A 25,506-nucleotide genomic window follows, 5' to 3' on the forward strand; every position below is an offset into this window, starting at 1 on the left:
GTACAAGTCTGTTAGTAAACCTTCCTGTCCATTCGGAACCTAGGCCGCCGCCATGAGTTCGTCAACACCCGGTGGCCTCCGGTGCGGGCGCGGTATGCGGAAGGGCGGCCCTCCCCTGCCCGGTCCTCCGTGGCACACCGCTCCCTTCCGGGAGCGCAGACAGCGGCAGGCCGGGATCGGCGCGGGCAGCACCGGACCCCCGGCGCGGCCACGGGACTCCCCACGCCCCGGCGCGGGGCGAAGGCGCGATGCGCTGCTGACCCGCGCGGAACGATCTCGGGCCGGCTGCGTGACTCGGCGACGCCACGGCGCCCGGGCGTCACGGCCCGTCCGTCGCCCCGTCCCGCGTGGCCGACACGAGGGACTCCATGGTCCAGCGCTGGTCGCTCCGGTCGTTCACGGCGCGGAGTTCCAGAGGGACGGGGCTCTCCACCCACTCCGGGTCGGGGACGAGCGCGACCGTCGGGGCGGACCTCGGCCGGATCACGCCTGCGGGTTCGACGAGGAAGGCCATCTTGTCGAGCTTCTCCGGGTCGTCCGAGGAGCACGGGCGGATGCCGACCCCCTCTCCGTCGCCGTCCGCCTTCAGGCAGAACGTGGGGTCGTCGCGGTTGTGAAGCCGTTCCTGCGCGTCCAGGGCCCACCGCTGGGTGAGCGCCTCGGTGCACGGGGCCGCCACGGCGCCGCCGCGCTTGGTGATCACCCCGTCCTCGATGTCCAGGCACAGCCCGCTGCCCGCGTGCACGATCCGTCCGTAGACGAGGTCGCCGGGCGGAAGCGTGCTCCCCGACCCTGGTTGTGCGGGGCTGGTTGCGGCGTTGCCCGGGGCTGCCGAAGCGGACGGGCGGCCCTCGGCCCGGCCGCGGTCGGCGTCCGTCTCCTCCCCCGAGAGACCTGCGGCGATGAGCAGAAGGGGGACCGAGACGGCGGCCACCGCGGCCACGGCACCGGCAATGCGCGCCCCGCGCCTCCTCGGACGTGGTGGGTGGGCGGCACCGTCTGCCGGGCCGGGGTGCTCCCCCGTGCCCCCGGAGTCCGTCCCGCCGCCGGGCGGGAGTCCGGATTCCGGCGTGCGTCGCCCCTGGACGACGGCGGACGCGTATGCCGCTCCGTCCCGGGCGAGCAGTGCGTCGGCCAGCGCCGTGCGCAGGTCGTCGGAGAGCAGGATCAGTTGCGTCAGCAGCCCCTCGCAGTCGAGGCATGTGTCGAGGTGGAGGGCGAGGTCGCCGCAGTGCGGACTGTCGTCCGCGACCGCCGTGGCCTCGATGAGGCGCCGGAAACCGTTGCAGCGGGTGTCACCGGCACGCTCCGCATGCGCCTGGAGGAAGGCGTCGCGCAGGGACTTCCGGGCCTTGGCCCGAAGGGCAGGGACGGCGTCCGCTGCCACCCCGACGTAGGTCGCGACCCTCTCGTCCGGCTCCTGGTCCACGAGCGAGTACCACAGGACGCCCCTGGCGGCCTCGGGAAGGGAGAAGAAGCCGTTGCGGAGCGCCTGCTTCTCCCCCGACTCCGCGGGTGTGCCGTCAGGCCGACCGGCGCCGCCCTCGCCGTGGTCGTCCGCCCAGGTGAGGAAGGAGGTCCTGAGCAGGGCCCGTCTGCCGGTCCGGGCCCAGCTCCTGGCTGTGTGGTGCACGTGCGTCAGGATGAAGTGGCGCCAGGTGCCGAAGGGGTCGATACCCGAGCGGGCGGCCTCGGCCGCCCGCTGCAGCGCCTCGCGCGCCAGCCGGTCGGCGGCCGTCCGGCCCCGGGTGCACAGTTGCGCGCAGGTGACCGCGTGCGAGAGGTGACGCTGCTTCAGCTCGTTCTCGGGCCCGGGGCCTGCTGTGCCGCGTGAGCGGATGCGCTCGGCGAGTTCCGCGTCCGTCGGCTCGATGCGAACGCCACCCCAGGACACCGTTGTCAAACCGACCTTCTGCAGCCTCGGCATCGGGCCCCTCACTTGCTGCACCGCTCCGCATCCGTGGTGCTTCGGACGCCGCAGCGGGGCGGTCGTTACGGGGGAGCGGGCTGGTTCCGCTCAACTCCTGAACCCCGTACTGCGGTTGGGTGGCCTTCATAGTGAAGGACCGGACTGGCGCGCGGTAGGTGTTTCCGCTGGTAAGTTCGGGGCGCGGAGTGGAATGTGGCGTGATGTCCGGGGATCTTGCGGCGGCCCGGGGCGCTTGATCGGCCCGGTGCGGACCGCTGCCCCCACCGATCCCACCCGGCCCCGGGCGGGGCTCGTCCACGCCCTTCCCGATCTCGTCACAGGCGACGACAGGGCGGAACTGCCGGCAGAGGCCGCGAGCCGTCGCAGCGGCCCGATCGTGACAGCGCCCGCTCACCGTCGAGCGGGCCCGCCGCGCGCAGCCGGTCGGGCACCGGGCCTGGCGCGGTGTGCTCGCAGGCGTCTTCGCACCCAGTCACCGGTTTCCCCGACGAATCCGAAGAGGGCGGCGGAGGCGGCGCACGCCGTCGGGGAGGCGGGCCGGCCGATGGCCTGGCCCACGAGCCACAGGCCCAGGGCGAACAGCAGCCACCACCCGATGAGCGACCCACCGAGCCGCCACCTGCGGGAGCGGCCGCTCATCGGGCAGCCGCCCGGGAGTGCCGGGCGGTGAAGGCGGCCGTCGTGCATCCCTCGACGGCCGGCGAGCCGCCGCAGGCCGTGGCGGGCGGGGCACCGACCGGACGGGGGATCGCGTCCACCGGCGCGACGGCGTACCCGGCCCGGAGCGTCCTCCGCCGGGGAAGCGCCCGCACCGGGCGGGCGCACCGCCGGTGGGGTGTCCGGCCCGTGCGCGGAACCACGCCGGCGGGCAGGGGCGTGAGGAAGGCCAGGTCGGTCCACTGCCGGATCACAGGTCGTCGTCTCCCGTCGCGGAGAGGCCGAAGCCGGCCGTCCTTGGTGGTGACCGGCAGCCCTTGGTGGCGAGCAGGATACGGCAGGCCCCCGCCCGTGCGGCGGGCCCGATGACCGGAGTGAGGAGCACTGCTCCGCGGAAGCGGTGCCCACGGGGAGCGGGAGCGCGTCTCGCGGTGCCCGAGTGCCCGCTCCGGCCGTGGCGCTACTTCGACAGGGGTGCCGGGGGCGAGATCGGGGAAGCCGCCACCGACTGCGGCGACGTGGCGGAGGCGTACGCGGACGGTGCCGCCATGCCCGCCGTCGGATCGCTCGCCTGATCCCCGTCGGCCTGCTGCGGCAGCCCGCCGACGATCCGGACCCCGGCCTCGTCGAAGGCGCGCTTGATGCGCCAGCGCAGCTCGCGCTCCACGCCGAGCGCCTTGCCCGGCATCGTCTTCGCTGCGACGGAGACCGTCATCCGGTCGATCAGCACCTCGCTCAGGCCGAGGACTTCGACCGGGCCCCACAGCCGCTCGTTCCACGGCTCTTCCTTGACCATCGCCGTCGCCGCCTCCTCGATGAGTTCGCGCACCCGGCCCAGGTCCTCGGCCGGCCGCACGTTCACCTCCACGGAGGCGGTCGACCAGCCCTGGCTCAGATTGCCGATCCGCTTGACCTCGCCGTTGCGGACGTACCAGATCTCGCCGTTGTCGCCTCTCAGCTTCGTCACGCGCAGGCCGACCTCGATCACCTCGCCCGAGGCGACCCCGGCGTCGATCGTGTCGCCGACGCCGTACTGGTCCTCCAGGATCATGAAGACGCCGGAGAGGAAGTCGGTGACCAGGTTCCGCGCGCCGAAGCCCAAGGCCACCCCCGCGACACCGGCGGAGGCGAGCAGTGGTGCCAGGTTGATGTTGAGGGCGCCGAGGATCATCAGACCCGCCGTGCCGAGGATCACGAACGAGGCGACCGACCGCAGCACCGAACCGATCGCCTCGGAGCGCTGTCTGCGCCGCTCGGCGTTGACCAGCAGACCGCCGAGGGCGGTGCCCTCCATGGCCTGGGCGCTGCGGTTCATCCGCTCGATGAACTTGGTGAGCGCGCGGCGGACGGCGGCACGCAGCATGATCGCGATCACGAGGATGAACAGGATCCGCAGGCCCACGTTCAACCAGGTGGACCAGTTCTGCTCCACCCATCCGGCGGCTTCGTTGGCCCGGTCCGCGGCCTCGTCGAGACTGACGGGCGGCGCGGACGGATCGACGGCCAGGAACACTGCGGAACCTCCGTTGGTGCGATCGGCGGACCATCCACACTATCGGGGCATACGCCGTGCCTCCGACGTTCTCCACAACGGAGAGACGAGCCTCACCCGGGGAACCTCCCGGTGTGGCCGAGCGCACACAGAATCCCTCCGGCCCGTTACGGGTACGTAGTGGCGCTTCGACCAGGCATGAGGAGAGACTGAGTACAGATCGTCCCGGCGCGAGCCACGCGCCGCCGGCGTACAAGGAGGCATCCGTGCCGCATGTCCTGGTCCTCAACGCGTCGTACGAGCCGCTCGGCGTCGTACCGCTCCGCCGCGCGCTCGTCCTCGTCCTCGAGAACAAGGCCGTCTGCCTCGAGGAGTCCGGCGCCTTCATGCACAGCGCGACCCGGGTGATCCCCGCGCCCAGCGTGGTCCGGCTCAAGCGTTTCGTCCGGGTCCCCTACCGGGGGCCCGTTCCTCTGACCCGCCGCGCGCTGTTCGCCCGCGACGGGGGCCGCTGCATGTACTGCGGTGGCGTCGCAACCAGCGTCGACCACGTCGTTCCGCGCAGCCGCGGCGGTCAGCACGTCTGGGACAACGTGGTGGCGGCGTGCCGCCGCTGCAACCACGTCAAGGCCGACCGGCACCTGCGCGAGCTGGGCTGGCGGCTGCGGCACCAGCCCGCCCCGCCGAGCGGCCTCGCCTGGCGCATCATCGGCACCGGGCACAGGGACCCGCGCTGGCTGCCATATCTGCAGCCGTACGGCGCGGACGACGCCATGGCCCGGATCGACGGCATATCCGCCTGAGGATCCGGGCCACTGTCTTGTGCGCGCGCTCCGGACCGGCGGGCGCGCGCCGGTCCGTGCCCTGACGCCGGCAGGGACGCGCGCCGATCAGGGCGCACCGCCACCCTGCTCCGACACCGCGTACGCCTCCACCGACCACAGCGAGTAACCGAAGCGGGTCGCCCGCCCGTCGCCCTGGACCCGGACGAAACGGGTTCCCGGCGCGTCCATCCGGACCGACTCCCGGCCCCCCCTGCCGTCGCGGACGGTCGCGGCGGTGCGCCAGGTGCGCCCGTCGGCAGAGACCTGGATGCGGTACCTCGCCGCGTAGGCGTCCTGCCAGCGCAGAACGACCTGGCCCAGCCGGGCGGGCCTGGCCAGCTCCGCCTGCCACCAGGCGCCGTCCTCCGCGGGGGAGGACCAGCGGGTGCCCGGGTCGCCGTCGGCCGCCGCGGCGGCCGGGAAGTCCGGCGTCTCGTCCCCCGAGGACGACGCCACCGCCGTGCGGAACAGATCGGGGCCGCCGGCCGCCGGATAGGCCCGTACGGTCAGCGTGCTCTCCTCCCCGCCGAAGGCGAACGGCACCTGGTACTCGCCCGCCGGGGTCCCCGGGGGGACCGTCACCTCGACGGGCACGGCCGTCCTCCTGCCGCGCGGTGCCCGCACCTCCTTCGGCACGGCCACGGTGATGCCCTTCGGGGCCTTGGCGGTGAGCGCGCCGCGCACCTCGTCCGGCCGCTGGGGGGCGACGAACGCCTCGGTGCGCTGCGGGCCGCCGCCGATCGGCGCGTCCAGCTCGTCCCGGCCGAGGGCCAGCCGGGCCCGTGGCTCGTCGGCGAACCACGGCACGAGCGCGTGCACCGCGGGCGCCTGCGGTGCCCCGGTGATCCGGAGGGCGTCCGCGCGCAGCCCCTGGGGGCGGCTCTGGGTCCAGCCGGACGGGGCGAGCCCGCCGAGCGGCCGCCAGCCCTGGCCGGGCACGTGCGCCTCCAGTGTGCCCGTGGGGCCGTCCGCGCCGGGTTCGGTCATCGCCGTCACGGCTTCCACGGGCCGGGCGCGGTCCAGCCGCACCGTGTACGCGTCGCCGGTGCGGGTCACCGGGCCGGGCCGGCGGTCCGCACCCGTCCACACCGCCGACTCCTTCGCCACCCGGGTGAGGAAGGGATCGAGCACGCCCTTGCCCACGGTCACCCTGCCCGAGCTGATCTGCGAGCGCACCGGGGCGAGCGCCAGCGACGCCCGCCAGGCGGCCTCGCCGTCACCGCGCGCCTGGGCCTGCAGCATGTCGACGGCGAGCTCTCCGGCGGTGCCGTAGCGCGCCAGTTGGTCCAGCCACGGCCCCACCTCGGAGTCCAGCCCGGCCAGCCGCTCCGGGGCCTCCCGCATCACGGTGAAGGCCGACCGCAGCCGGCGTGCCGCCTCGTCCCTGGCCTTGGCGTCGTTCGTGGTGCGCGAGCGCCAGAACTCGGCGAGCAGGGGCTGGAGATACGCCGACTCGGTGGGGCTGAGGACGGACGAGGAGTGGTTCCCGGCGAGCGCGCCGAGCGCCTCCCTCGTCCGCGGGTCGCCGCCGGCGAGGTCGTCCAGCGCCGCGCGCCAGGACTCCAGGGGCCGGTAACCCTTGGGGTTCCAGGCGTAGTCGGCCGCAGTGAACAGCGGGATCCGGGATGCGGTCGCCTGCTCCATGGCGTTGGCGAGCACCGCGGCCGAACCGGACGCCACGGCCGGCTCGCGTCCCGTGTAGGGCCCGAGGAAGATGCGGCCCTGCGCGTAGTCGTTGACGGGGTAGTTGTCCATCGTGACCATCGGGTGCCGGAAGACCTCGCGGGCCCCGGCCAGTTCCCGTCCGGTGATGGTGCGGGGCACGACCCCGACCCCCGTCCAGGCGACCTGGACGCCGTGGTCCAGTCGCGAGGCGAGCGCGGTGCGGTACTCGGTCGCGCCGTCCTGGTAGAACTCCGTCGGCATCACCGTCAGCGGCTCCGCGCCGGGGTGGCGGTCGGCGAGATGCCCGGCGATCTCCCCGGCGAGCTTCGCGTGCGCCCTGGCCGCGGCCTCCGGGCCGGAACCGAAGGCGTCGGGGTCCCGGTCGCAGTGCCACTCGCTGTAGCTGACGTCCTGGAACTGCAGCTGGAAGGCGCGCACCCCGAGTGCCCACATCGCGTCGATCTTGCGCTTGAGCGCTTTCACGTCGTCGTCGGAGGCCAGGCACATCGACTGGGCGGGGGCGACGGCCCAGGCGAGCGTCACGTGGTTGCGCCGGGCCCGCTCGGCCAGCTCGCGGAACTCGGCGCGCTGGGCGGCGGGGTACGGGTCGCGCCAGCGGGTCTGCCGGAACGGGTCGTCGCCCGGCGCGTAGAGATAGCGGTTCTGCTTGGTGCGGCCCATGAAGTCGAGCTGCTCCAGGCGCTGTCGATGACTCCACGGGCGGCCGTAGAAGCCCTCGGTCACTCCGCGTACCGCCGTGCCCGGCCAGTCCCGTACGGCGACACCGGGCACCGCGCGGTCCCCGACGAGCTGCCGCAGCGTCTGGGCCCCGTGGAAGAGCCCGTCCGCCCCGACTCCGTCCACGGCGACCGTGTGGCGTCCGTCCACCCGGCCGGTGCCGATCCGGTAGCCGCCCGCGGGCAGATCGGCGCGTTCCGGCACGCGCAGGGCGCGCAGTGCGTCGAACGCTCCCGATCCGCCGAGACGGAGCACCGTCCCGCGGCCGGGCAGCTCCGTGTGCACGGTCCGCACCCCCGCGGCGCGCAGCGCCTCGCGCACGGTCCGGACGGCGTCGGGGTCGGCGTCCGGGGCCGCGAGGAGCGTCACGTCCTCGCCCAGCGGCACCGCCGGGCCCGTGGCCCTCAGCACCTGGGGCCGGGGCCAGACCGGGGGCACTGGTCCGGCGGTCTGCCGGTCGCGGGCGGCCGTGCCCGCGGAGCCCGGTACGTCCGGGGCCGCGGCGGCTCCGGGAGCCGTCCCGAGCAGTCCGCCGATCACGGCGACGGCGACGGCGGTCGCCGTCTGCTTCCTGCGCCCGAACCGCACGTCCGGTCTCCCCTCGACTCCCCGTGCCCCACGGTGCCCCACGAAACGGGTTCGAGCCCACCACCGCGGTGGTGAAGGTGTCAATGCGGCTGACGGTTGTGTCGTATTTGCCCATCGACGCGCGAGAGTCGCGACCGGCCGGTTCAACTCCCATGCGTGGAGCAGAATGTGACACGGAACACGTTGAAGAGAGGTGTACGTCTGCGGCCGCGCCCACTGGGTAGGGCTGCCAATGTCCTGTTGACCCACCGTGAGGAGGCCCTCCGTGGCCGCAGCCGCACAGCTTCTGCTCCCCGCCCTGTCCAAACCGGTGCCCGGCCCGCTCACCAGCGAGCCGCCGCTGACCTCCGTACCGCCCCTGACCAGCGAGCCTCCGCTCGCAGATGTCGGTCCGCTCACGAGCGAGCCCCCGCTCGCGGCCGCCCTGCCGCTGACCAGTGAGCCTCCCCTCGTCGACGCCGCGCCCCTCACCAGCGAGCCCACCGCCACCGGCGACGCCGGAGGCTCGGAGTCCCCAGGAGTCTGAATGGGCCTGGCCCGGCTCGCCGCGCTGCACGGTGTCGCCACCACGTACTCGCCCTCGGCAGGCGTCAGCGTCCCCGTCCCCGACTCCACGGTCGTAGCGGTGCTCGCCGCCCTCGGTGTGGACGCAGCCACGCCGGGCGCGGTCCGCGCGGCCCTCGCGGCAGCCGAGTCCGCCGCAGGGGAGCGGCTGCTCCCGCCCACCGTGGTGGCGTGGCTCCCCGTCACCGGGCCGCCCCCCGTCGCGGTCCCGCCCGGCGCCCGTGTGCGCGTGGACCTGGAGGACGGCGGCCTGCTGGAATGGCGCGAAACCGTCCCCCACGCGCCCGCGCCGGGCTCCACCGACACACCGTCCGCCGAGCGGCCCGCTGCCGGAAGCGGCTCCTCCGCCCCGTCCGGCTGGGCGGAACTGCCCACCGGGGTGCACCGGCTGACCGTGCGCACGACCGGCGGGCGCACCGGCAGCGCCGTACTCGTCGTCGCCCCCGAGGCCGTGGACCAGCCCGCCGAACGGGTCCACGGCTTCCTGGTCCAGCTCTACTCGCTGCTGTCCGGCCGCTCCTGGGGCATGGGCGACCTCGGGGACCTCGCGGAGCTGGCGTCCTGGGCGGGCCGCGCCCTCGGATCCGGGTTCGTGCAGGTCAACCCGCTGCACGCGGCCGTGCCCGGCACGCCGACCGACCCGTCCCCCTACCGCCCCTCCTCGCGCCGGTTCCCCGATCCGGTGCATCTGCGGATCGAGGACATCCCCGAGTACGCCTATGTCACCGGCCAGGACCGGCTCCGGCTGGACGCGCTCCTGGAGAAGGCCGCCGAACTGCGTGCCTCCGTCCTGGACAAGGGCGCGCTGATCGACCGCGACGCCGTGTGGCGGCTCAAGCACCGGGCACTGGAGCTGGTCCTGCGGGTCCCCCTCGGACCCGGCCGCTGGGCAGCGTACTGCGCGTTCCTGGCCGAGCGGGGCCGGGCGCTGGACGACCACGCCACCTGGTGCGCCCTCGCCGAGGTCCACGGTTCGGACTGGCACGCCTGGCCCGAGGGCCTGCGCGACCCGCGCTCCCCGGAGACGGCCCGCGCCCGCGGGGACCTCATGGACCGCGTCGACTTCCACTGCCGGATCGCCTGGCTGACCGACGAGCAGCTGGCCGCGGCCGCGGCGGCGGCCAGGGACGCCGGGATGGCCGTCGGGATCGTGCACGACCTCGCTGTCGGCGTGCACCCCGGCGGCGCGGACGCCTGGGCCCAGCAGGACGCCTTCGCCCCGGGCATGTCGGTGGGCGCCCCGCCCGACGCGTTCAACGCCCGGGGCCAGGACTGGGGCCTGCCTCCGTGGCGGCCCGACGTCCTCGCCGCCTCCGGTTACGCCCCCTACCGGGGGCTTCTGCGCGGACTCCTGCGGCACGCCGGAGCACTGCGGCTCGACCACGTCATGGGTCTGTTCCGGCTCTGGTGGGTACCCGTCGGGGCCCAGCCCACCGAGGGCACCTACGTCCGCTACGACGCCGAGGCGATGCTCGCCGTCCTCGTCCTGGAGGCCCACCGCGCCGGGGCGGTCGTCATAGGGGAGGACCTCGGCACCGTCGAGCCCGGGGTGCGCGAGGCCCTCTCGCGCCGGGGCGTGCTCGGCACGTCCGTCCTCTGGTTCGAACGCGACTGGGCCGGCAGCGGCCGGCCGCTGCCGGCGGAGCACTGGCGCGAGGGCTGCGTCGCCACGGCCACCACCCACGACCTGCCGTCCACCGCGGCCCGGCTCACGGGCGAGCACGTGGCGCTGCGCCACCGGCTGGGCCTGCTCACCCGGCCGCTGGACCAGGAACGCACGGAGGACTCCGCCGAGGTGGCCGAATGGCGCGCCTGTCTGACCCGGCAGGGTCTGCTCCCCGAGGGCACCCACGACGAGGAGGGCGAGATCCGCGCGGTGTACCGGTTCCTGCTGCGCACCCCGGCCCGCATGGTCGGCGTCTGGCTGCCCGACGCCGTCGGGGACCGCCGGCCGCAGAACCTGCCCGGCACCTGGGACCAGTACCCGAACTGGCGGCTGCCCGTCGCGGACGCCGCCGGCCGCCCGATGACCCTGGACGACCTGGCCGCCTCGCCCAGGCTGCACGCGCTCATGGAGGTGTTCCGACCGGGCTCCGCTCCCCGTACGGGCACCCCGGACGCGCGGCCGTCCTAGCCGTTCGCTACGTTTGCACCGTGGACAAGAAGAACGCCCTGCGCGCCGGCGCCGTCGCGGCCGGTACGACGCTGATGATGCTGCTCATGTCGTCCCCCGCGCTCGCCCTGACCCGCGACGACGGCGACGACCCGGGTACCGGCCTGAGCGTGGCCGAGACGCTCGGTCTGTTCGTCGTGGCGCCGATCGCGCTGTTCGTACTGATCGCGGGCCTGGTGATGGTCCTCGACAAGTCCGACAGGCCGAAGAAGAAGCAGGCCTGACCCTCCGACGCGAGGCCCGGGGCACCGGGCGGGCGCCGCACCGCCGGCGCCGCGCCGCGCACCTCCGAGGGCGCCGCACGGTACGCGCACCGTGCGGCGCCCTTGTGCGTGCACCGGCGGGTCGTGACCGTGCGGACACCCGCGGCTTGGGAATCTGTCGGGGATTACGCCATACGGGGGGTACTGATGACGGCAGCGGGCGCACCGCCCATCGTCTTCGTGCACGGGACGCGCCTCAGCGCGGGGCAGTGGAGCCCGCAGCTGGCCGCGCTCGGGGAGGAGTTCCCGGCCGCCGCCGTGGACCTGCCGGGCCACGGCGAGCGCGGCGACGAGCCCTGGAGCCTGGACGCCGCCACCGAGGTCATCGCCGGCGCGGTCGACTCACTGGACCGCGGGCCGGCCCTCGTCGTCGGGCACTCGCTCGGCGGTTACGCCGCCCTGGAGTTCGCGCGCCACCGGCCGGAACTGCTGCGCGGACTGGTCCTCGCGGGGGCCAGCGCCTCGACCCGGGGCGCCTGGGCGGCGCCGTACCGCTTCGTCGCCGGGCTGGTCCCGCGCATCCCGGCGGACCGGCTCACCCGGTGGAACGACCGGATGCTGCGGAGGCTCTACCCACCCCGGGTGGTGGAGGCGACCATCCGTGCCGGCTACGCGTTCCACACCCTGCCCGACGCATGGGGCGAGGTGCTGGGCCGCTTCGACGCGGGTGCGATGCGCCATGTGGCGGCCCCGGTGCTGATCCTCAACGGGGAGAAGGACTCCGTCTTCCGGTCCGGGGAGCGGGACTTCGCCCGAGCCCATCCCGACGCGCGCGTCGAGCTGATCCCCCGGGCCCGCCATCTGGCGAACTTCGACGACCCGGCGGCCTTCAGCGACGCCGTCCGCCGCTTCGCGCGGCAGCTCGCGGCCGGCGGTTGAGGGGCCCGCTCGCATCCGGCGGCGGCTCCGGTGGAGGCTCGGCCCCCTGGTGCCCGGGACGCGGCGCCGGTCGAGGGCGGGACCGCGCCGGTACGGCCGCGAGGCCGACGGTACGCAGCCGCCGGCCCCGCGGCGGCACGGTCCGAGCCGGGGACGCGGTCACAGTCCGCCGGTGAACAGCAGCCGGTTCGGCGATCCCCGGGTGATGCTCTTCACGACGTTCTTCGTGGACTGGGCGACGAGCCAGTCCGTGACTTCCTGGGGGCCGGCCGCGGGGTGGGCCGCCTTGTAGAGCGCGGCGACGCCGGCCACGTGCGGGGCGGCCATCGACGTGCCGTTCATCGCCGTGGTGCCACCGCCCATCCGCGCGGACCTGATGTCGCTGCCCGGTGCGTAGAGCCTGAGGCACCGCCCGTAGTTGCTGTAGTCGGTCTCGGTGTCCTCCATGTCTGTCGCACCGACCGTCAGGGCGTTCGGCGCGCTCGCGGGCGAGACGCCGCACGCGTCCTCGGCGGAGTTGCCGGCCGCGACGACGGGCAGCACGCCGCTGTCGAAGACCGCCTTGGCGGCGGCGTTGGCGGAGGGGGACGTGGAGCCGCCGAGGGAGGCGTTCAGCACGGCGGGCTGTTGGGCGTTCTTCGCCACCCAGTCGAGGCCCGCGATGATCTTGGACCAGGCACCCTCGCCCTCGCAGTCGAGCACGCGCACGCTGACCAGGCGGGCCTCGGGCGCAACCCCGTAGGTGGCCCCCGCGGCCGTCCCCGCGACGTGGGTGCCGTGGCCCTCGCAGTCCTGGCCCCGGCGGCCGTCGCCGACGGCGTCGAACCCGAGGGCGGCGCGGCCGCCGAACTCGACGTGGTCGTAGTCGATCCCGGTGTCGAGGACGTAGACCGTGACGCCCTTGCCCGTGGAGGCCGCGGTGAACTGCCCGTCCAGCGGCAGGGCCCGCTGGTCCGCCCGGTCGAGCCCCCAGCTCGCGGCCTGGCGGCGGAGGGCGGTGGCACCGCGCGGGCCCGGGAGCCGGTCCAGGGACGGGACGCGCGGACCCTCCGGGGCCCGGCGCGCGGACACCCGAGCGTCCTCCTCCACGGCCGCGACGCCGGGCGCGAGGCGCATGGTCTCCAGCTGGTTCGCGTTCAGCGTGGCGGAGAACCCGCGCATGGCCCGGTTGTACGTGTACCTGCGCTTCACGCCCGTGTCCCGGGCGACCGCGACCGGGTCGGCGCCCTCGCGCAGAGCGACGATGTAGCTGCCCTTCACCGGCTCGGCCGACCGGTACAGCGGGGCCGGGGTGGGCCCTCCCGTATCGGCCTGCGCGGTCACCCCGGGTGCGGCGGCGGACACGGCGAGCAGCAGAGCGGCGGCCGCGCGGCGCGCGAACAGTCGCATGGATACTCCCATCCGATCGACGGTGATCATGTCACCGTTTTTTCGACCCGGTCGCGCCGCCGCTTGAGCCCTTGTCAGCCGATCGCCGGGACGTGGGCACGGATCTCCCCCGACTGCTGCCACTCACCCGGGATCGTGGCGCCACCCGGGTGACGGACCGTCCGGGCGGAGCCGCCCGCGGACGGCGACGGCGACGGCGGGGCGCGGGCCGGGTCCGAACCGGCGGGTGCGCGACCGTCGGCATGTCGCGCGCCTCGTTGCCGTACGCCTCGTGCCGCCGTGCTCCCCGGGACCGGCCGGGCGGCAGGTCCCTGCCGTTCGATCCTGCCGGTCGTCCCGTCCGGCCGTGTCCGTCCGGTCGCGCCCGAGGCGCGTCGAGGTGCGCCGAAGGGTTCGTCGAAGGGTTCGTCGAAGGTCCGTCCGTGGTTGTTCGTGTTTGGTGCGGTTACCGAAAAGTTCGGTTTCGCAATCAACTACAACTTTGCTTGTTCTTGGTGGGGTTGGCGTGACTATTGGGACAATCTCACGTTCACAGGCGGTGATTGCGGCTTGGTCAGGGCGCCCGACTTCCGGGCGTGGCAGCGCAGTTCACCGACTCCCCACACAGCGTGAAAGGCACCAGCATGACGATGAGTCACGCCCTGAGCCGGGGCGTCCGGGCACTCGCCGTTGCGACGGCAACCTGTGGAATCCTCGTGGCGGCCACCTCCACGGCGGCCGCGGACGGCGGACCCACCCGCGAACTCCTGAGGGCGGACTGCGAGTCGGGCGTGGGGAAGTGCAGCTTCAACGACCCGACGCTGGGCGAGGCGTACCTCGGAAAGTTCCGTCAGGTCTCCGACTCGCTCTTCAACTGCAGTACGTCTCCCGCCACCCAGTCGATGACGTGGACCGACTCGGTCGGCTCCACGGACTCGGTGGGCGTCTCGGTCACGGCCGGCGGGAACATCGCGGGCATAGTCGACCTGAGCGTGACGGCCAGCTACGACCACAGCTGGACCAGCACGCACACGGCGAGCAGCTCGCTGAACATGACGGTGCGGCCGGGGGAGGTCGGCTGGATCTCCCGGGCCCAGGTGATGCAGCGGGTCTCCGGCACCTGGCAGACCCACTTCGACAGCCCCAAGTGGAACCACTACTACTGGTTCTGGGGCGACACCATCACCGGCCCGGCCAAGAACGGCACGGACGGCAAGAGCAACGCGGTGGTCGTCAAGAGCCGCAAGATGACCGCGGCGGAGAAGAAGTCCTGCTCGGCGGGCTCGAAGGCGGGCCGGGCGTTCGTCAAGCAGCACTGACGCGTCGGGCACGGCCTTGAGCGCGAGGGGCCGGCGCCTCCGGGTGCCGGCCCCTCGCGCTCACGGGCGCCGACGTCGTCGCTGATCAGGGCCCCACCGCACCGCTCCCGCTGCCGCCGGCGGTCTGCTCAGGACGCTTCCTGCGTCATGGCGAGACTCTGCAGGTACCGCATCAGTGTCATCAGCACGTCCCGGCTCGACGAGCGCTGCCGGGCGTCGCACGGCACGATCGGCACCGAGTCCGGTAGGTCGAGCGCGCCGCGCAGTTCCTCGATCGGGTACTCGGGGGCGTCCGGGAAGGAGTTGACGGCCACGACGAACGGGACGGCCCGTTCCTCCAGCCGGCCGATGACGTCGAAGCTGACCTCCAGCCGCCGGGTGTCCACCAGGACCACCGCACCCAGCGCCCCCTCGAACAGCCCGCGCCACAGGAACCAGAAGCGCTCCTGCCCCGGCGTGCCGAACAGGTACAGCACCAGTTCCTCGTTGACGCTGATGCGGCCGAAGTCCATGGCCACGGTCGTGGAGGTCTTGCCGCCGATGCCCGAGGTGTCGTCGATGCCGACTCCCGCCTGGGTCATCGTCTCCTCGGTGGTCAGCGGCCGGATCTCGCTGACGGATCCGACCAGGGTCGTCTTCCCGACGCCGAAGCCCCCGACGATCACCACCTTGACGGCGGCCGCGGCCGTCTCGGGCAGCGCGTCCTCGCTCCGCGGCCCGGCCGTCGGCGCCGACTGCTCAGAGCTTTTGAAGTCCATCGATCACTGCCTCAATCAAAGCGCGGTCGGGGAGTCTGGCGGGTGGGACGGGCGCGCGGGCGACCACCCGGTTGTCGGCGAGGAGATCGCCGAGAAGGACGGTGACGACACTGACCGGAAGCCCCGTGTACGCGGAGACCTCCGCGACCGACAGGGGCGACTGGCACAGCTCGATGATCGCCGCGTGCTCCGGTTGCATTCCGGGCTTCGGCCGGGACCTGGCCACGATCAGCGTGACCAGGTCCAGTTCGACGGGGGCGGACGTGCTGCTGCGGCCGCCCGTGATGACGTAGAGCCGCTCGGGACTGGCTTCCTCCCAGTCCCCGCCGCCCGGGTCGCTCACCTGGCCACACCGTCCTGGCGAGGCGGGCTGCTGAGGTGGTCCCCGATCCGCAGCACCAGGTCGCGCATTCGCTGTCCCATGAGCCCGGCGTCCACGCCCTCGTCGGCGAGCACGGCGAGGAAGGCCCCGGCGCCCGCGGCCATGAGATAGAAGAAGCCGCCGTCCATCTCGATCACGACGAGCCTCATCCGGCCCTCGCTGCGCGGGAGTTCCGAGCCCACCGCGGCGGCGAGGGACTGGAGCCCGGCGCACGCGGCGGCGAGCCGGTCCGCGGTGTCGGTGTCCGTGCCGTACTGGGCCATGCGCAGACCGTCGGCGGAGAGCACGACCACATGCCTGGTCTGCGGCACGCCTTCCGCGAGGTCCTTGAGCATCCAGTCCATATTGGCCTGCTGCTGAATCATGGCTGCGTGTTCCCCTTGCTAGCGTCAGTGGGCTCCCCGGACAGACCGCTCTGGAAGGCGGCCAGCCACATTCCGGGCTGCACCTGCGGAGTGGGCTCCTGCTCCGGAGCCGCGTTCGGCGTGGACGACGCCGGCGTGGTGGGTGCGTCGGGTGCGACGGCGGGTGTCTTGCGGCGCCGCTGGGGGAGGCCGTTCGGGGCCCGCTCGACCACCACCGGGTCCGGCCCGGAGGCCACCGGGCCGGTGGCAGGGCGCCGCGAAGCGGGAACCTGGGTGCCGGCGGTCACCGGGGGGACGGCGGCCGCCCGGGGCGCCGGCGGGGCGTGGACCGCCTCGGGCGGGAGCGTCGTCCGGGGGACGGACGCGGCTCCGATGCCGTGGGCGAGACCGGTGGCGGTCGCGGTCGTGGTGATCAGGTCCTGCGGCACGACGAGGACCGCGCGGACGCCGCCGTAGGCGGACGGCCGCAGCGACACCTGGAAGCCGTACGCCTGCGCGAGCCGCCCGACCACGGCGAGGCCGAGTCGTGGTGTCTCGCCGAGGTCGTTGAGGTCGATGCCCTGCTGTGCCTGGCGGAGCATCCGCTCGGCCCGCTTGCGGGCCTCCTCGCTCATGCTGACGCCGCCGTCCTCGATCTCGACGGCGATGCCCGACTGGACGTCGACGGCCGTCAGATGGACCTTGGTCTGCGGCGGGGAGTAGCGGGTCGCGTTGTCGAGGAGCTCGGCCAGCGCGTGGATGAGCGGCTCGACGGCCGGGCCGGTGACGGCCACCTCGGAGACGGAGTGCAGTTCGACGCGCTGGTAGTCGATGATCCGCGACATGGCGCCGCGCATCACGCTGTACAGGGGCACGGCCCGGCTCCACTGGCGGCCGGGCCTGGTGCCGCCGAGCACGGCGATGGAGTCGGCGAGGCGGCCGATCAGCGCGGTGCCGTGGTCGAGGCGGAGCAGATCGCCGAAGACGTCAGGGGACTTGCCGTGCCGGTCCTCCATCTCCCGCAGTTCCTGGGCCTGCTGGTGGACGATGGCCTGCACCCGGCGCGCGATGTTCACGAAGGCGCGCTGTGCGGACTCGCGCAGGTCCTCCTCTGCGACGACGGCGTCGACGACGGTGCGGACGACGGCCTGGTGGGCCTCCGGGGCGTTGAGCGAGGCGAGGACGTCCTCCGGGAACTCGCCCCTGCGGAGCCGCTCCACGACTTCTGGCAGCAGGGTGCCGGCGAGGTGCGCCGTCTGGGAGGCCTGGTGGGACAGTACGGAGTCGCGCTCGGCGACGGCGCGCCGCAGTGAGTCGATCACCCTGCCGCGGCGGGCTGCCTCGGCGCCGATGGCGGCGATCACGACCGCGGCGACGGCGCCGATGACCGCGACGGGGATTCGGGCCGGAGCGGGGAGCAGCAGCACCGTGATCACGGTGGCGACGGCTGTCAGAGCGGCGGGCAGCAGCCACCCGAAAGCGGCCGCGGATCGCGGGCTTCCACTTCCGGGCGACGATTCCTCACGGATCATCAGCACCCTTAAATCATCTGAACGGAAACGATCATATGACGTCGGTGAGGGAGCATAGTCGTTTCATGGCACGGTTGTTGACGCCGGGTCACACTTCGGACACACCCTTGATGGGGCTTGTCGGACATACGCGAGGGCGCCCCGGACCCAATGGTTCCGAGGCGCCCTCACATGCGCCGTGCGGGGCTCGCGGCCCCGCAGGTCAGGACGCTGCCGCGTCCGCCGCGCGGGCCTTCAAGGCCCGCTCGACACCCGCGCGGGACTCGAGGACGAGTCGCCGCAGCGCCGCGCTCGGAGCGGCTGAATCCAGCCATGCGTCCGTCGCGTCCAGCGTCTCCGCCGACACCTGGAGCGCCGGGTAGAGACCCACGGCGATCTGCTGGGCGACCTCATGGGAACGCGACTCCCACACGCCCTTGACCGCCGCGAAGTACTTCTCCGTGTACGGGGCGAGCAGCTCGCGCTGGTCGGTCTGGACGAAGCCGCCGATGACCGCCTCCTGCACCGCGTTCGGCAGCGTGCCGGACTCGACGACCGACTCCCAGGCCTCGGCCTTGGCCTCCGGCGTCGGACGGGCCGCCCGGGCCGTCGCCGCGTGCCGCTCGCCGGCGGCCGTGCGGTCCCGCTCCAGCTCGGCCGCGATCTCCTCCTCGTCGTAGACCCCGGTGGCCGCCAACCGCTCCAGGAACGCCCAGCGCAGCTCCGTGTCCACGGCCAGTCCCTCGATCGAGTCCCGGCCCTCCAGCAGGGCCTGCAGCAGGTCCAGCTGCTGCGGGGTGCGCGCGGTCGCCGCGAACGCCCGTGCCCACGCCAGCTGGTGGTCGCTGCCCGCCTCCGACGAGCGCAGGTGCGCCAGCGTGGCGTCCGTCCACTGCGTCAGACCCGTCTCGCGCCACTCCGGCGCCGCGTAAAGGTCCAGGGCGAGCTTCACCTGCCGGTGCAGCGACTGCACCACGCCGATGTCCGACTCCTTGCCGACGCCCGACAGCACCAGCGACAGGTAGTCGCGGGTCGGCAGCTCCGCGTCGCGGGTCATGTCCCACGCGGACGCCCAGCACAGGGCCCTGGGCAGCGAGTCGGTGAAGTCGCCCAGATGCTCGGTGACGGTCCTGAGCGACTCCTCGTCCAGACGGACCTTGGCGTAGGTGAGGTCGTCGTCGTTGAGCAGCACGACCGCCGGGCGGTGCTTGCCCACGAGCTCCCGCACCGCCGTGAACTCGCCGTCGACGTCCAGCTCGACGCGGTGCGTGCGCACCAGCTTCCCGGCCTCGTCCAGGTCGTAGAAGCCGATCGCGATGCGGTGCGGGCGCAGCACGGGCTCGCCCTTCGCACCCGGCGGCAGCGCCGGGGCCTCCTGCTTTACCGCGAACGAGGTGATCGTCCCGGCCGCGTCGGTGTCGATCACCGGCCGCAGGACGTTGATCCCCGCGGTCTCCAGCCAGGCCCGGGACCAGGTCTTGAGATCGCGGCCGCTGGTCTCCTCCAGCGCCGACAGCAGATCCGTCAGCCGGGTGTTCCCGAAGGCGTGCCGCTTGAAGTACGCCTGCACGCCGCGGAAGAACTCGTCCATGCCGACGTAGGCGACGAGCTGCTTCAGCACCGAGGCGCCCTTGGCGTACGTGATGCCGTCGAAGTTGACGAGCACGTCGTCCAGGTCGCTGATCTCGGCCATGATCGGGTGGGTGGACGGCAGCTGGTCCTGCCGGTAGGCCCAGGTCTTCATCGAGTTGGCGAACGTCGTCCACGCCTGCGGCCACTTCGAGCCGGGCGCGTACGCCTGGCAGGCGATCGACGTGTAGGTGGCGAACGACTCGTTCAGCCACAGGTCGTTCCACCACTCCATGGTGACCAGATCGCCGAACCACATGTGCGCCAGTTCGTGCAGGATGGTCTCGGCGCGCGTCTCGTAGGCCGCGTCGGTCACCTTCGAGCGGAACACGTACTGGTCGCGGATGGTCACCGCGCCCGCGTTCTCCATCGCGCCCGCGTTGAACTCCGGCACGAAGAGCTGGTCGTACTTCGCGAACGGGTAGGCGTAGTCGAACTTCTCCTGGAACCAGTCGAAGCCCTGCCGGGTGACCTCGAAGACGGCGTCCGCGTCCAGGAACTCGGCGAGCGACGGACGGCAGTAGATGCCCAGCGGCACGCTCTGCCCGTCCTTCTCGTAGGAGCTGTGCACGGAGTGGTACGGACCGACGATCAGCGCGGTGATGTACGTGGAGATCCGCGGGGTCGGCTCGAAGTGCCAGACGTTGTCCTTGGGCTCCGGCGTCGGCGAGTTGGAGACCACGGTCCAGCCCTCGGGCGCCTTCACGGTGAACCGGAAGGTGGCCTTCAGGTCGGGCTGCTCGAAGTTCGCGAACACCCGGCGGGCGTCCGGCACCTCGAACTGGGTGTAGAGGTAGGTCTGCTGGTCCACCGGGTCGACGAACCGGTGCAGCCCCTCGCCCGTGTTGGTGTACGCGCAGTCCGCGACGACCGTCAGCTCGTTCGGGCCCTCGTGCAGATGGCGCAGCGCGATCCGCGAGTCCCTGAAGACCGCGGCCACGTCCTGCGGGTGGCCGTTCAGCACGACCTCGTGCACCGCGGGAGCCACCAGGTCGATGAAGGTCTCCGCGCCGTGTTCCGCGGAGTCGAAGCGCACGGTGGTCACGGACCGGTAGGTGCCGCCCTCCTGCGCCCCGGTGAGATCGAGGTCGATCTCGTACGAGTCAACGGTGAGCAGGCGCGCCCGCGCCTGTGCCTCTTCGCGGGTCAGGTTTGTGCCAGGCACCCGGTCATCTCCTCGCTTCTGCGTCCTCGGTATGTGACGTTTCGGCCCATCCTTCCACGCGCCCCCCGCGGCCCGCCCGTCCCCCGGGCGGACTGCCCGGCGAGGCCCGTTCCGGTGCCCCTCCGCCCGGACCACCGGCCGGCCCCGCACGACGACGGGGCGGGGTCCCGTGCGCTCGGCACGCGACCCCGCCCCGCGATGCGGCGGGCGGATCAGCCCTTGAGCTCGTCGGCCACCAGCTCGGCGATCTGTACCGCGTTCAGCGCGGCGCCCTTGCGCAGGTTGTCGTTGGACACGAAGAGGGCGAGACCGTTCTCGACGGTCTCGTCGACCCGGATGCGGCCCACGTACGAGGCGTCCTTGCCCGCGGCCTGCAGCGGGGTGGGGATGTCCGAGAGCTCGACGCCCTCCGCGCCGGCCAGCAGCTCGTAGGCCCGCTCCACGCTCAGCGGACGCTCGAAGCGCGCGTTGACCTGCAGCGAGTGCCCGGAGAAGACGGGGACGCGGACGCAGGTGCCGGAGACCTTGAGCTCCGGGATCTCCAGGATCTTGCGGGACTCGTGGCGGAGCTTCTGCTCCTCGTCGGTCTCGTGGGAGCCGTCGTCGACGATGGAACCGGCCAGCGGGAGCACGTTGAAGGCGATGGGGCGCTGGTAGACCCCCGGCTCCGGGTACACGACGGCCTCGCCGTCGTGCGTCAGCTCTGCGGCCCGCTCGGCGACGGCCTTCACCTGGCCGTCGAGCTCGGCGACACCGGCCAGGCCCGAGCCGGAGACGGCCTGGTAGGTGGTGGCGACGAGCGAGGTGAGCCCGGCCTCCCGGTGGAGCGGCTTCAGCACGGGCATCGCGGCCATGGTCGTGCAGTTCGGGTTTGCGATGATCCCCTTCGGGCGGTCCTTGACCGCGTGCGGGTTCACCTCGGAGACGACCAGCGGCACCTCGGGGTCCCGGCGCCAGGCGGAGGAGTTGTCGATCACGACGGCACCCTGGGAGGCCACCTTCTCGGCGAGCGCACGGGAGGTGGCGCCGCCGGCCGAGAAGAGCACGATGTCCAGGCCGGAGTAGTCGGCGGTGGCGGCGTCCTCGACGGTGATCTCCCGGCCCTGCCACTCGATCGTGGACCCCGCGGACCTGGCGGACGCGAACAGCCGGAGCTCGTCGGCCGGGAACTTCCGCTCGGCGAGGATCTTGCGCATGACCGTGCCGACCTGCCCGGTGGCTCCGACGATTCCGACCTTCACGGGGATTCCTCCGTACGCTTGTGCAGCCTGCATGGCCTGGGTGTCTTCCATGATGCGTCTGTCCACGGCCGTTTTGTCCAATCCATTGTCCGAGGGGCGGGACGCATGGCCTTGCTCACACCCGAGCAGGCCCGCACGCACGGAGGGCGGGCGTCACGCCGGACGCCCGCCCTCGTGACCAGGTCATCCCGTTACGGGACGACCTTCTCGATCACCACGCTGCCGGTGCCCGCGGCGGTGCCGCGCGCATTCAGCAGCCGGACCTCGCCGAAGAACCGGCGGCCCTCCGGCGCGGGACCGGCCACCAGCACCTCGGCGGAGACCTGCGCGCTCGCGCCGTTGGCCAGGGAGACGGTCTTCGCCCCGTCGACCTTCACGGTGCCGAGCGCCGAGGAGAAGTACACGTCCTTGTAGTCGTACGTGGTGCCGCCGGGCGCCACCGCGTAGCCGTCGACGAGGATCGTGTACGTACCGGCGGCCGGGTTGGTCAGGGACACCGACTCCTCGGAGTCGCCGTCCGCGGACTGACCGACGAGCCTGCCGTCCTTGAGGACCGCGAGGTCCAGGTCGGCGCCCTTGTCGGAGGTGTTCCCGATCACCACGTCCAGCCGCTCGACACCCGCGCCGATCGTGACCGTGGACACCTGGCGCTCGTCCTGTGCGATGGTCGGTGTCGCCGTCTTCGCGGAGCCGAGCGAGCCGCCCTGCAGCTTGCCCTCCAGCGCGGCGGCGTCGTTGGTGACCGTCCAGTCGACCGTCGCCGGCGTGCCGACCGTGGCCGCGGGGAGGGTCTTCACCGCCGGGTCGAACGTGGCGCCGAGCAGCGTGACGTCCAGCCTGTACGGGTTGTCCAGCACCGGGGACGTACGGCGCGACTCGACCTCGATCTCCCAGACGCCCGGCTGCGGGTTCGCGTAGGAGCGCACGTCCGGACGGCAGGTGTTGGCCGGGTTGTCGTAGTTCGGGTAGCAGACCGTGGACGCCGTGCTCTCGAAGGCCACGCCGTACGGGTGGATCGAGATGAACCGGGTCTGGCTGCCCGCGGCGAGACCGCCGAGCGCGACCTCCAGCGTCCTGGCGCCCTGCGGCACCGTGACGAAGTAGGACTTGGCGCTGTTGCGCTGCACCGACCCCTTGGCGGAGTAGGAGAAGCCGGGCTTCACCAGCTCGTTCGAGGCGACCACGGTGGTGAGGATCTGCTTGTCGACGCCCTCGGTGCGCTCGTCGTCCACCTCCAGGATGGCGCTGTGCACGCCGGTCGAACCGGCCTTGGCCTGCACCTTGACGGTGACCGGCTTGTTCAGCGGCAGGTCCACCTCGTCGTCGCCGACGAGACGGAACGTGCCGTCGTTGTTACGGAAGTCGAGCTCGTGCTCGACCGGCCGGTTCGGGCCGCTCGTGCGCGTGATGGTGACGTCGTAGGTCTTGCGCTGGCCGGGCTTCAACCCGCCCTCGCGGTCGTAGATGCCGGCTCCGAAGCCCGCCTCCGGCTTCAGCAGGTGGTCGAGCGCGGTGTCGACCGGTGCCTTCACCGTGTAGGAGTGGGCGGTGGCGCCGTCCCGGATGGACTCCCACGCCTCGTCGACGTCGATCAGACCCGCGCCCTGCTCGTGCGCCTTCACCCCGGGGATGCGCTTGGCGGTGCTGGTCAGCGCGGTCCGCAGGGTGAGCGGGGAGAGCTTCGTGTAACGCTGCTTGGCGGCCGAGATGAGCAGCGCACTGGCGCCCGTCGCCTGCGGCGCGGACATGGACGTGCCGTTCAGCATGCCGTAGCCCGCGGGCAGGGTGTAGCCGGCCTCGGGCACCGGGGCGCCCGCCTGCCAGGTCGGGATCGTGTTGATCGCCGAGCCGGGCGCGGTGATCGTCGGTGTGAATCCGCCGTTCTCCGTCGGGCCGCGGGAGGAGAAGTTGAACATGTTGTAGCGCTTCTCGACCTGCGAGCCGTAGTTGGCGGCCCAGGTGCTGCGGGAGATGGCAGCGCCGACCGAGACGACCTTGTTGGCCAGGGCCGGGTCGCCGATCGTGTTCACGCCGGGGCCCGAGTTGCCGGCCGAGATGACCAGCTGGACGCCGTAGGTGTCGATCAGGCGGTTGTAGAGCAGGGCGCGCGCGTTGTCGGCGTCGTCGCCGCGGTCGCTGTCGTCGTAGTTCAGCGCGGGCAGACCGCCGATGGACATGTTGACGATGTCCACGCCGCGGTTGACGACCAGGTCCCGCATGCCCTCGAGCAGCGCGATGTTGGTGCAGCCGCCGCTCCAGGTGCAGGCGCGCGACGAGACCAGCTTGGCGCCGGGCGCCGCGCCGCTCATTCGGCCGCCGAAGAGGCCGTTGGCGGCGGCGATACCGGCCACATGGGTACCGTGCGAGCCCTCGACGACGCCGATGCTGACATAGTCGGAGAACTTCCCGGCCTCGAACTCGACGTCCTTGCGGATCTCCACCACGAACGGGATGCGCTCGGCGATGTCGGTGGCGGGGTCGTCGGTGCCGAAGTACCCGACCTGGTGGCCGTCCTTGTACGGCTTCATCGCGACGTCGTTGGTGAAGTCGGCGTCGTCGTTCAGGTCGACGCGGACGGTCCCGGCGGCGGCGTCGTACAGCACGCCCCACTTGTCGGTGGTGTCGCCGTCGCGGTTCAGGTCCCCGGCCATGTCGCCGCCAAGGGTGGCCCGCTCCTCGAAGACACTGAACCGGTGCTCGCCGGCCGGTGCCTTCCAGCTGCGGTCGCCCACGGTGAACACGGGGCCTGTCACCCCGGTGTCCATCCGCCGCCAGGTGCCGTCGCCGTCCCGGGCCGGGTCGGTCGCGGTCACCCAGTCGACGATCTTGCGCTCGCCGGTGGTGGTCTTCTGCAGGGCCGGGTGCCCGAGGTCGATCCCGGAGTCGAGGATGCCGATGGTCACGCCGCGGCCGTCGGCCCGCGGGTGGTCCTCGACGAACTCCACGGCGCCCGTCTCGTGGGACGGGTTGTAAGGGTTCTTCGCCTTGGTCTTCTTGCCCGGAGCCGGGTACGTGGACGACACCGAGGCGGCGGAAGCGGTACCCCTGGCGCCCGCGTCCGGCCTCGGATCGTCCAGCTTGATCTCGCGCTGGAGGTCCATGCCCTGGACCGTGGCGAGTTCCCCGGCCTTGCCGAGGGCGCTCTTCGCCCTGGCGGTGGGGAGCGTGGCCCGGACGTAGCCGAGCTTGTCGTCCCGCTGGCCGACGACCGCGCCGGGAACGGCGTCCAGCTGACCGGCGACCTGCTCGGTCCGGCCGGGAACGGTGGCGACCATCACGGTGACGGTCTTCTGGCCCTTCGCCTCGGCTTCGGCGAGGAGTTGGGCGTCCGCCTGGCCGAGCTTGTCGGCGGGCGTCTCGGCGGTCTTGACCGGACCGCCCGCCGGGTCGTCCACCGAGGTGGCGGCGAAGGCGGGGGCGGCACCGGTGGCCACCAGCGCGGCCACGAGGCCTGCGGCGGCGGCGATCCGGGCCACGCGTCTTGGCCCGGATATGGAGCCCTGGGACTCGAGGGTTGTCATCAGCTTCCCTGTTTTGTGAAAGAAGGGTCCGGAATTCGGTACCGGATGACCGCTCAGCCTTTCGCAAGTGACAGGGGTTTGTGGAGAGTTGGCCGGGGCGGGATGTGGTCATGGCGGACATCCGCCACTGGCGGAACGTGCACCGCGAGGGGCAAAGGGGTGGATAGCCCATCCATCCGGCCTGTCAGGCCGTTCAACAATGGACGGTTTTTGCATCGGCGGGCGGATTCGGCGCCGGTGCGTCGAGGGTGCGGAGCACCGCTGGAGCTGTGCGTACCCGGCCCGCGCTCGGCCCGTGCGGACACGCTCGCCGGTGTGGACGGCGGGGCCCACGGCGCGGGCCGGGAGCCGCTCGACCTCCGGCACCTCTGCACTCCGCCCTGCCCGCCCTGTCCGCTTCCCCGTCCCCGATTCCGCCCGCGAGCGCGTTCGCGACGGCGCGCGGAGGGGAGACCCGTGTGACGGCACTCCCTGCCGCGATCCGCCCCCGGCGCC

17 protein-coding genes are annotated in these 25,506 nt (G+C 72.8%); 6 read left to right on the forward strand and 11 right to left on the reverse strand.

Going from position 1 to position 25,506, the window contains the following annotated elements; translation table 11 throughout:
* Positions 1-319 precede the first annotated feature (319 nt).
* On the reverse strand, positions 320-1,927 hold the full coding sequence (locus AB0J10_RS07060; RefSeq protein WP_363058640.1) for a ricin-type beta-trefoil lectin domain protein: 1,608 nt from the start codon (positions 1,925-1,927) through the stop codon (positions 320-322).
* A 1,120-nt stretch (positions 1,928-3,047) separates the two neighbouring features.
* Complete coding sequence (locus AB0J10_RS07065; protein ID WP_363058642.1) at positions 3,048-4,100, reverse strand: mechanosensitive ion channel family protein; 1,053 nt, start codon at positions 4,098-4,100, stop codon at positions 3,048-3,050.
* Between the two features lie 245 nt (positions 4,101-4,345).
* On the opposite strand from AB0J10_RS07065, the gene AB0J10_RS07070 reads away from it, so the two are divergent.
* The gene (locus AB0J10_RS07070) at positions 4,346-4,882 is read left to right on the forward strand and encodes an HNH endonuclease (protein WP_017944864.1); all 537 of its coding nucleotides are present in this window, start codon (positions 4,346-4,348) and stop codon (positions 4,880-4,882) included.
* Between the two features lie 87 nt (positions 4,883-4,969).
* On the opposite strand, the gene AB0J10_RS07075 is transcribed toward AB0J10_RS07070, so the two are convergent.
* Positions 4,970-7,894 (reverse strand): beta-N-acetylglucosaminidase domain-containing protein, encoded by a 2,925-nt coding sequence (locus AB0J10_RS07075; RefSeq protein ID WP_363058645.1) that lies wholly within the window; start codon positions 7,892-7,894, stop codon positions 4,970-4,972.
* 265 nt (positions 7,895-8,159) lie between these two features.
* Here AB0J10_RS07075 and AB0J10_RS07080 point away from each other — a divergent pair, with 265 nt between their 5' ends.
* The 4 genes from AB0J10_RS07080 to AB0J10_RS07095 all read left to right on the forward strand — a co-directional run bounded on the left by AB0J10_RS07080 (position 8,160) and on the right by AB0J10_RS07095 (position 11,773).
* A complete protein-coding gene (locus AB0J10_RS07080; protein WP_363058647.1) occupies positions 8,160-8,420 on the forward strand; it encodes a hypothetical protein in 261 nt (86 codons plus the stop codon).
* Positions 8,421-10,592, forward strand: a complete 2,172-nt coding sequence (gene malQ / locus AB0J10_RS07085; protein WP_363058649.1) for a 4-alpha-glucanotransferase — start codon at positions 8,421-8,423, stop codon at positions 10,590-10,592.
* Positions 10,593-10,612: 20 nt separating this feature from the next.
* Positions 10,613-10,855: a hypothetical protein gene (locus AB0J10_RS07090; RefSeq protein WP_290349326.1), complete on the forward strand. Its 243-nt coding sequence runs from the start codon at positions 10,613-10,615 to the stop codon at positions 10,853-10,855.
* Positions 10,856-11,041: 186 nt separating this feature from the next.
* Positions 11,042-11,773 carry an alpha/beta fold hydrolase gene (locus AB0J10_RS07095; RefSeq protein WP_363058651.1) on the forward strand — a complete coding sequence of 244 codons (732 nt, stop codon included), beginning with the start codon at positions 11,042-11,044 and terminating at the stop codon, positions 11,771-11,773.
* A gap of 159 nt (positions 11,774-11,932) precedes the next feature.
* On the opposite strand, the gene AB0J10_RS07100 is transcribed toward AB0J10_RS07095, so the two are convergent.
* Entirely contained in the window at positions 11,933-13,162 is a 1,230-nt protein-coding gene (locus AB0J10_RS07100) for a S8 family peptidase (RefSeq protein WP_363058653.1), read from the reverse strand.
* A 623-nt stretch (positions 13,163-13,785) separates the two neighbouring features.
* Between AB0J10_RS07100 and AB0J10_RS07105 the strand changes: the two genes are divergently transcribed.
* Positions 13,786-14,460, forward strand: a complete 675-nt coding sequence (locus AB0J10_RS07105; protein WP_363058655.1) for a hypothetical protein — start codon at positions 13,786-13,788, stop codon at positions 14,458-14,460.
* A 128-nt stretch (positions 14,461-14,588) separates the two neighbouring features.
* Here the strand turns inward: AB0J10_RS07105 and AB0J10_RS07110 are convergent, their stop codons facing one another.
* From AB0J10_RS07110 to AB0J10_RS07140, 7 genes are all read right to left on the reverse strand, one after another.
* Positions 14,589-15,218 carry an ATP/GTP-binding protein gene (locus tag AB0J10_RS07110; RefSeq protein ID WP_363058657.1) on the reverse strand — a complete coding sequence of 210 codons (630 nt, stop codon included), beginning with the start codon at positions 15,216-15,218 and terminating at the stop codon, positions 14,589-14,591.
* Entirely contained in the window at positions 15,199-15,561 is a 363-nt protein-coding gene (locus tag AB0J10_RS07115; RefSeq protein WP_363058659.1) for a DUF742 domain-containing protein, read from the reverse strand. The genes AB0J10_RS07110 and AB0J10_RS07115 overlap by 20 nt, the downstream gene beginning before the upstream one ends.
* Entirely contained in the window at positions 15,558-15,965 is a 408-nt protein-coding gene (locus tag AB0J10_RS07120; protein ID WP_269730365.1) for a roadblock/LC7 domain-containing protein, read from the reverse strand. Before AB0J10_RS07120 ends, AB0J10_RS07115 begins: the two co-directional genes overlap by 4 nt.
* On the reverse strand, positions 15,962-17,476 hold the full coding sequence (locus AB0J10_RS07125) for an ATP-binding protein (protein ID WP_363058884.1): 1,515 nt from the start codon (positions 17,474-17,476) through the stop codon (positions 15,962-15,964). The genes AB0J10_RS07120 and AB0J10_RS07125 overlap by 4 nt, the downstream gene beginning before the upstream one ends.
* A 202-nt stretch (positions 17,477-17,678) precedes the next feature.
* Positions 17,679-20,249 (reverse strand): aminopeptidase N, encoded by a 2,571-nt coding sequence (gene pepN, locus AB0J10_RS07130; RefSeq protein WP_363058662.1) that lies wholly within the window; start codon positions 20,247-20,249, stop codon positions 17,679-17,681.
* A 212-nt stretch (positions 20,250-20,461) separates the two neighbouring features.
* On the reverse strand, positions 20,462-21,490 hold the full coding sequence (locus tag AB0J10_RS07135; RefSeq protein ID WP_363058664.1) for an aspartate-semialdehyde dehydrogenase: 1,029 nt from the start codon (positions 21,488-21,490) through the stop codon (positions 20,462-20,464).
* Between the two features lie 191 nt (positions 21,491-21,681).
* Positions 21,682-25,011, reverse strand: a complete 3,330-nt coding sequence (locus tag AB0J10_RS07140) for a S8 family serine peptidase (RefSeq protein WP_363058666.1) — start codon at positions 25,009-25,011, stop codon at positions 21,682-21,684.
* Positions 25,012-25,506 lie beyond the last annotated feature (495 nt).

The organism is Streptomyces sp. NPDC049887 (genome assembly GCF_040656535.1).
Lineage (GTDB): Bacteria > Actinomycetota > Actinomycetes > Streptomycetales > Streptomycetaceae > Streptomyces.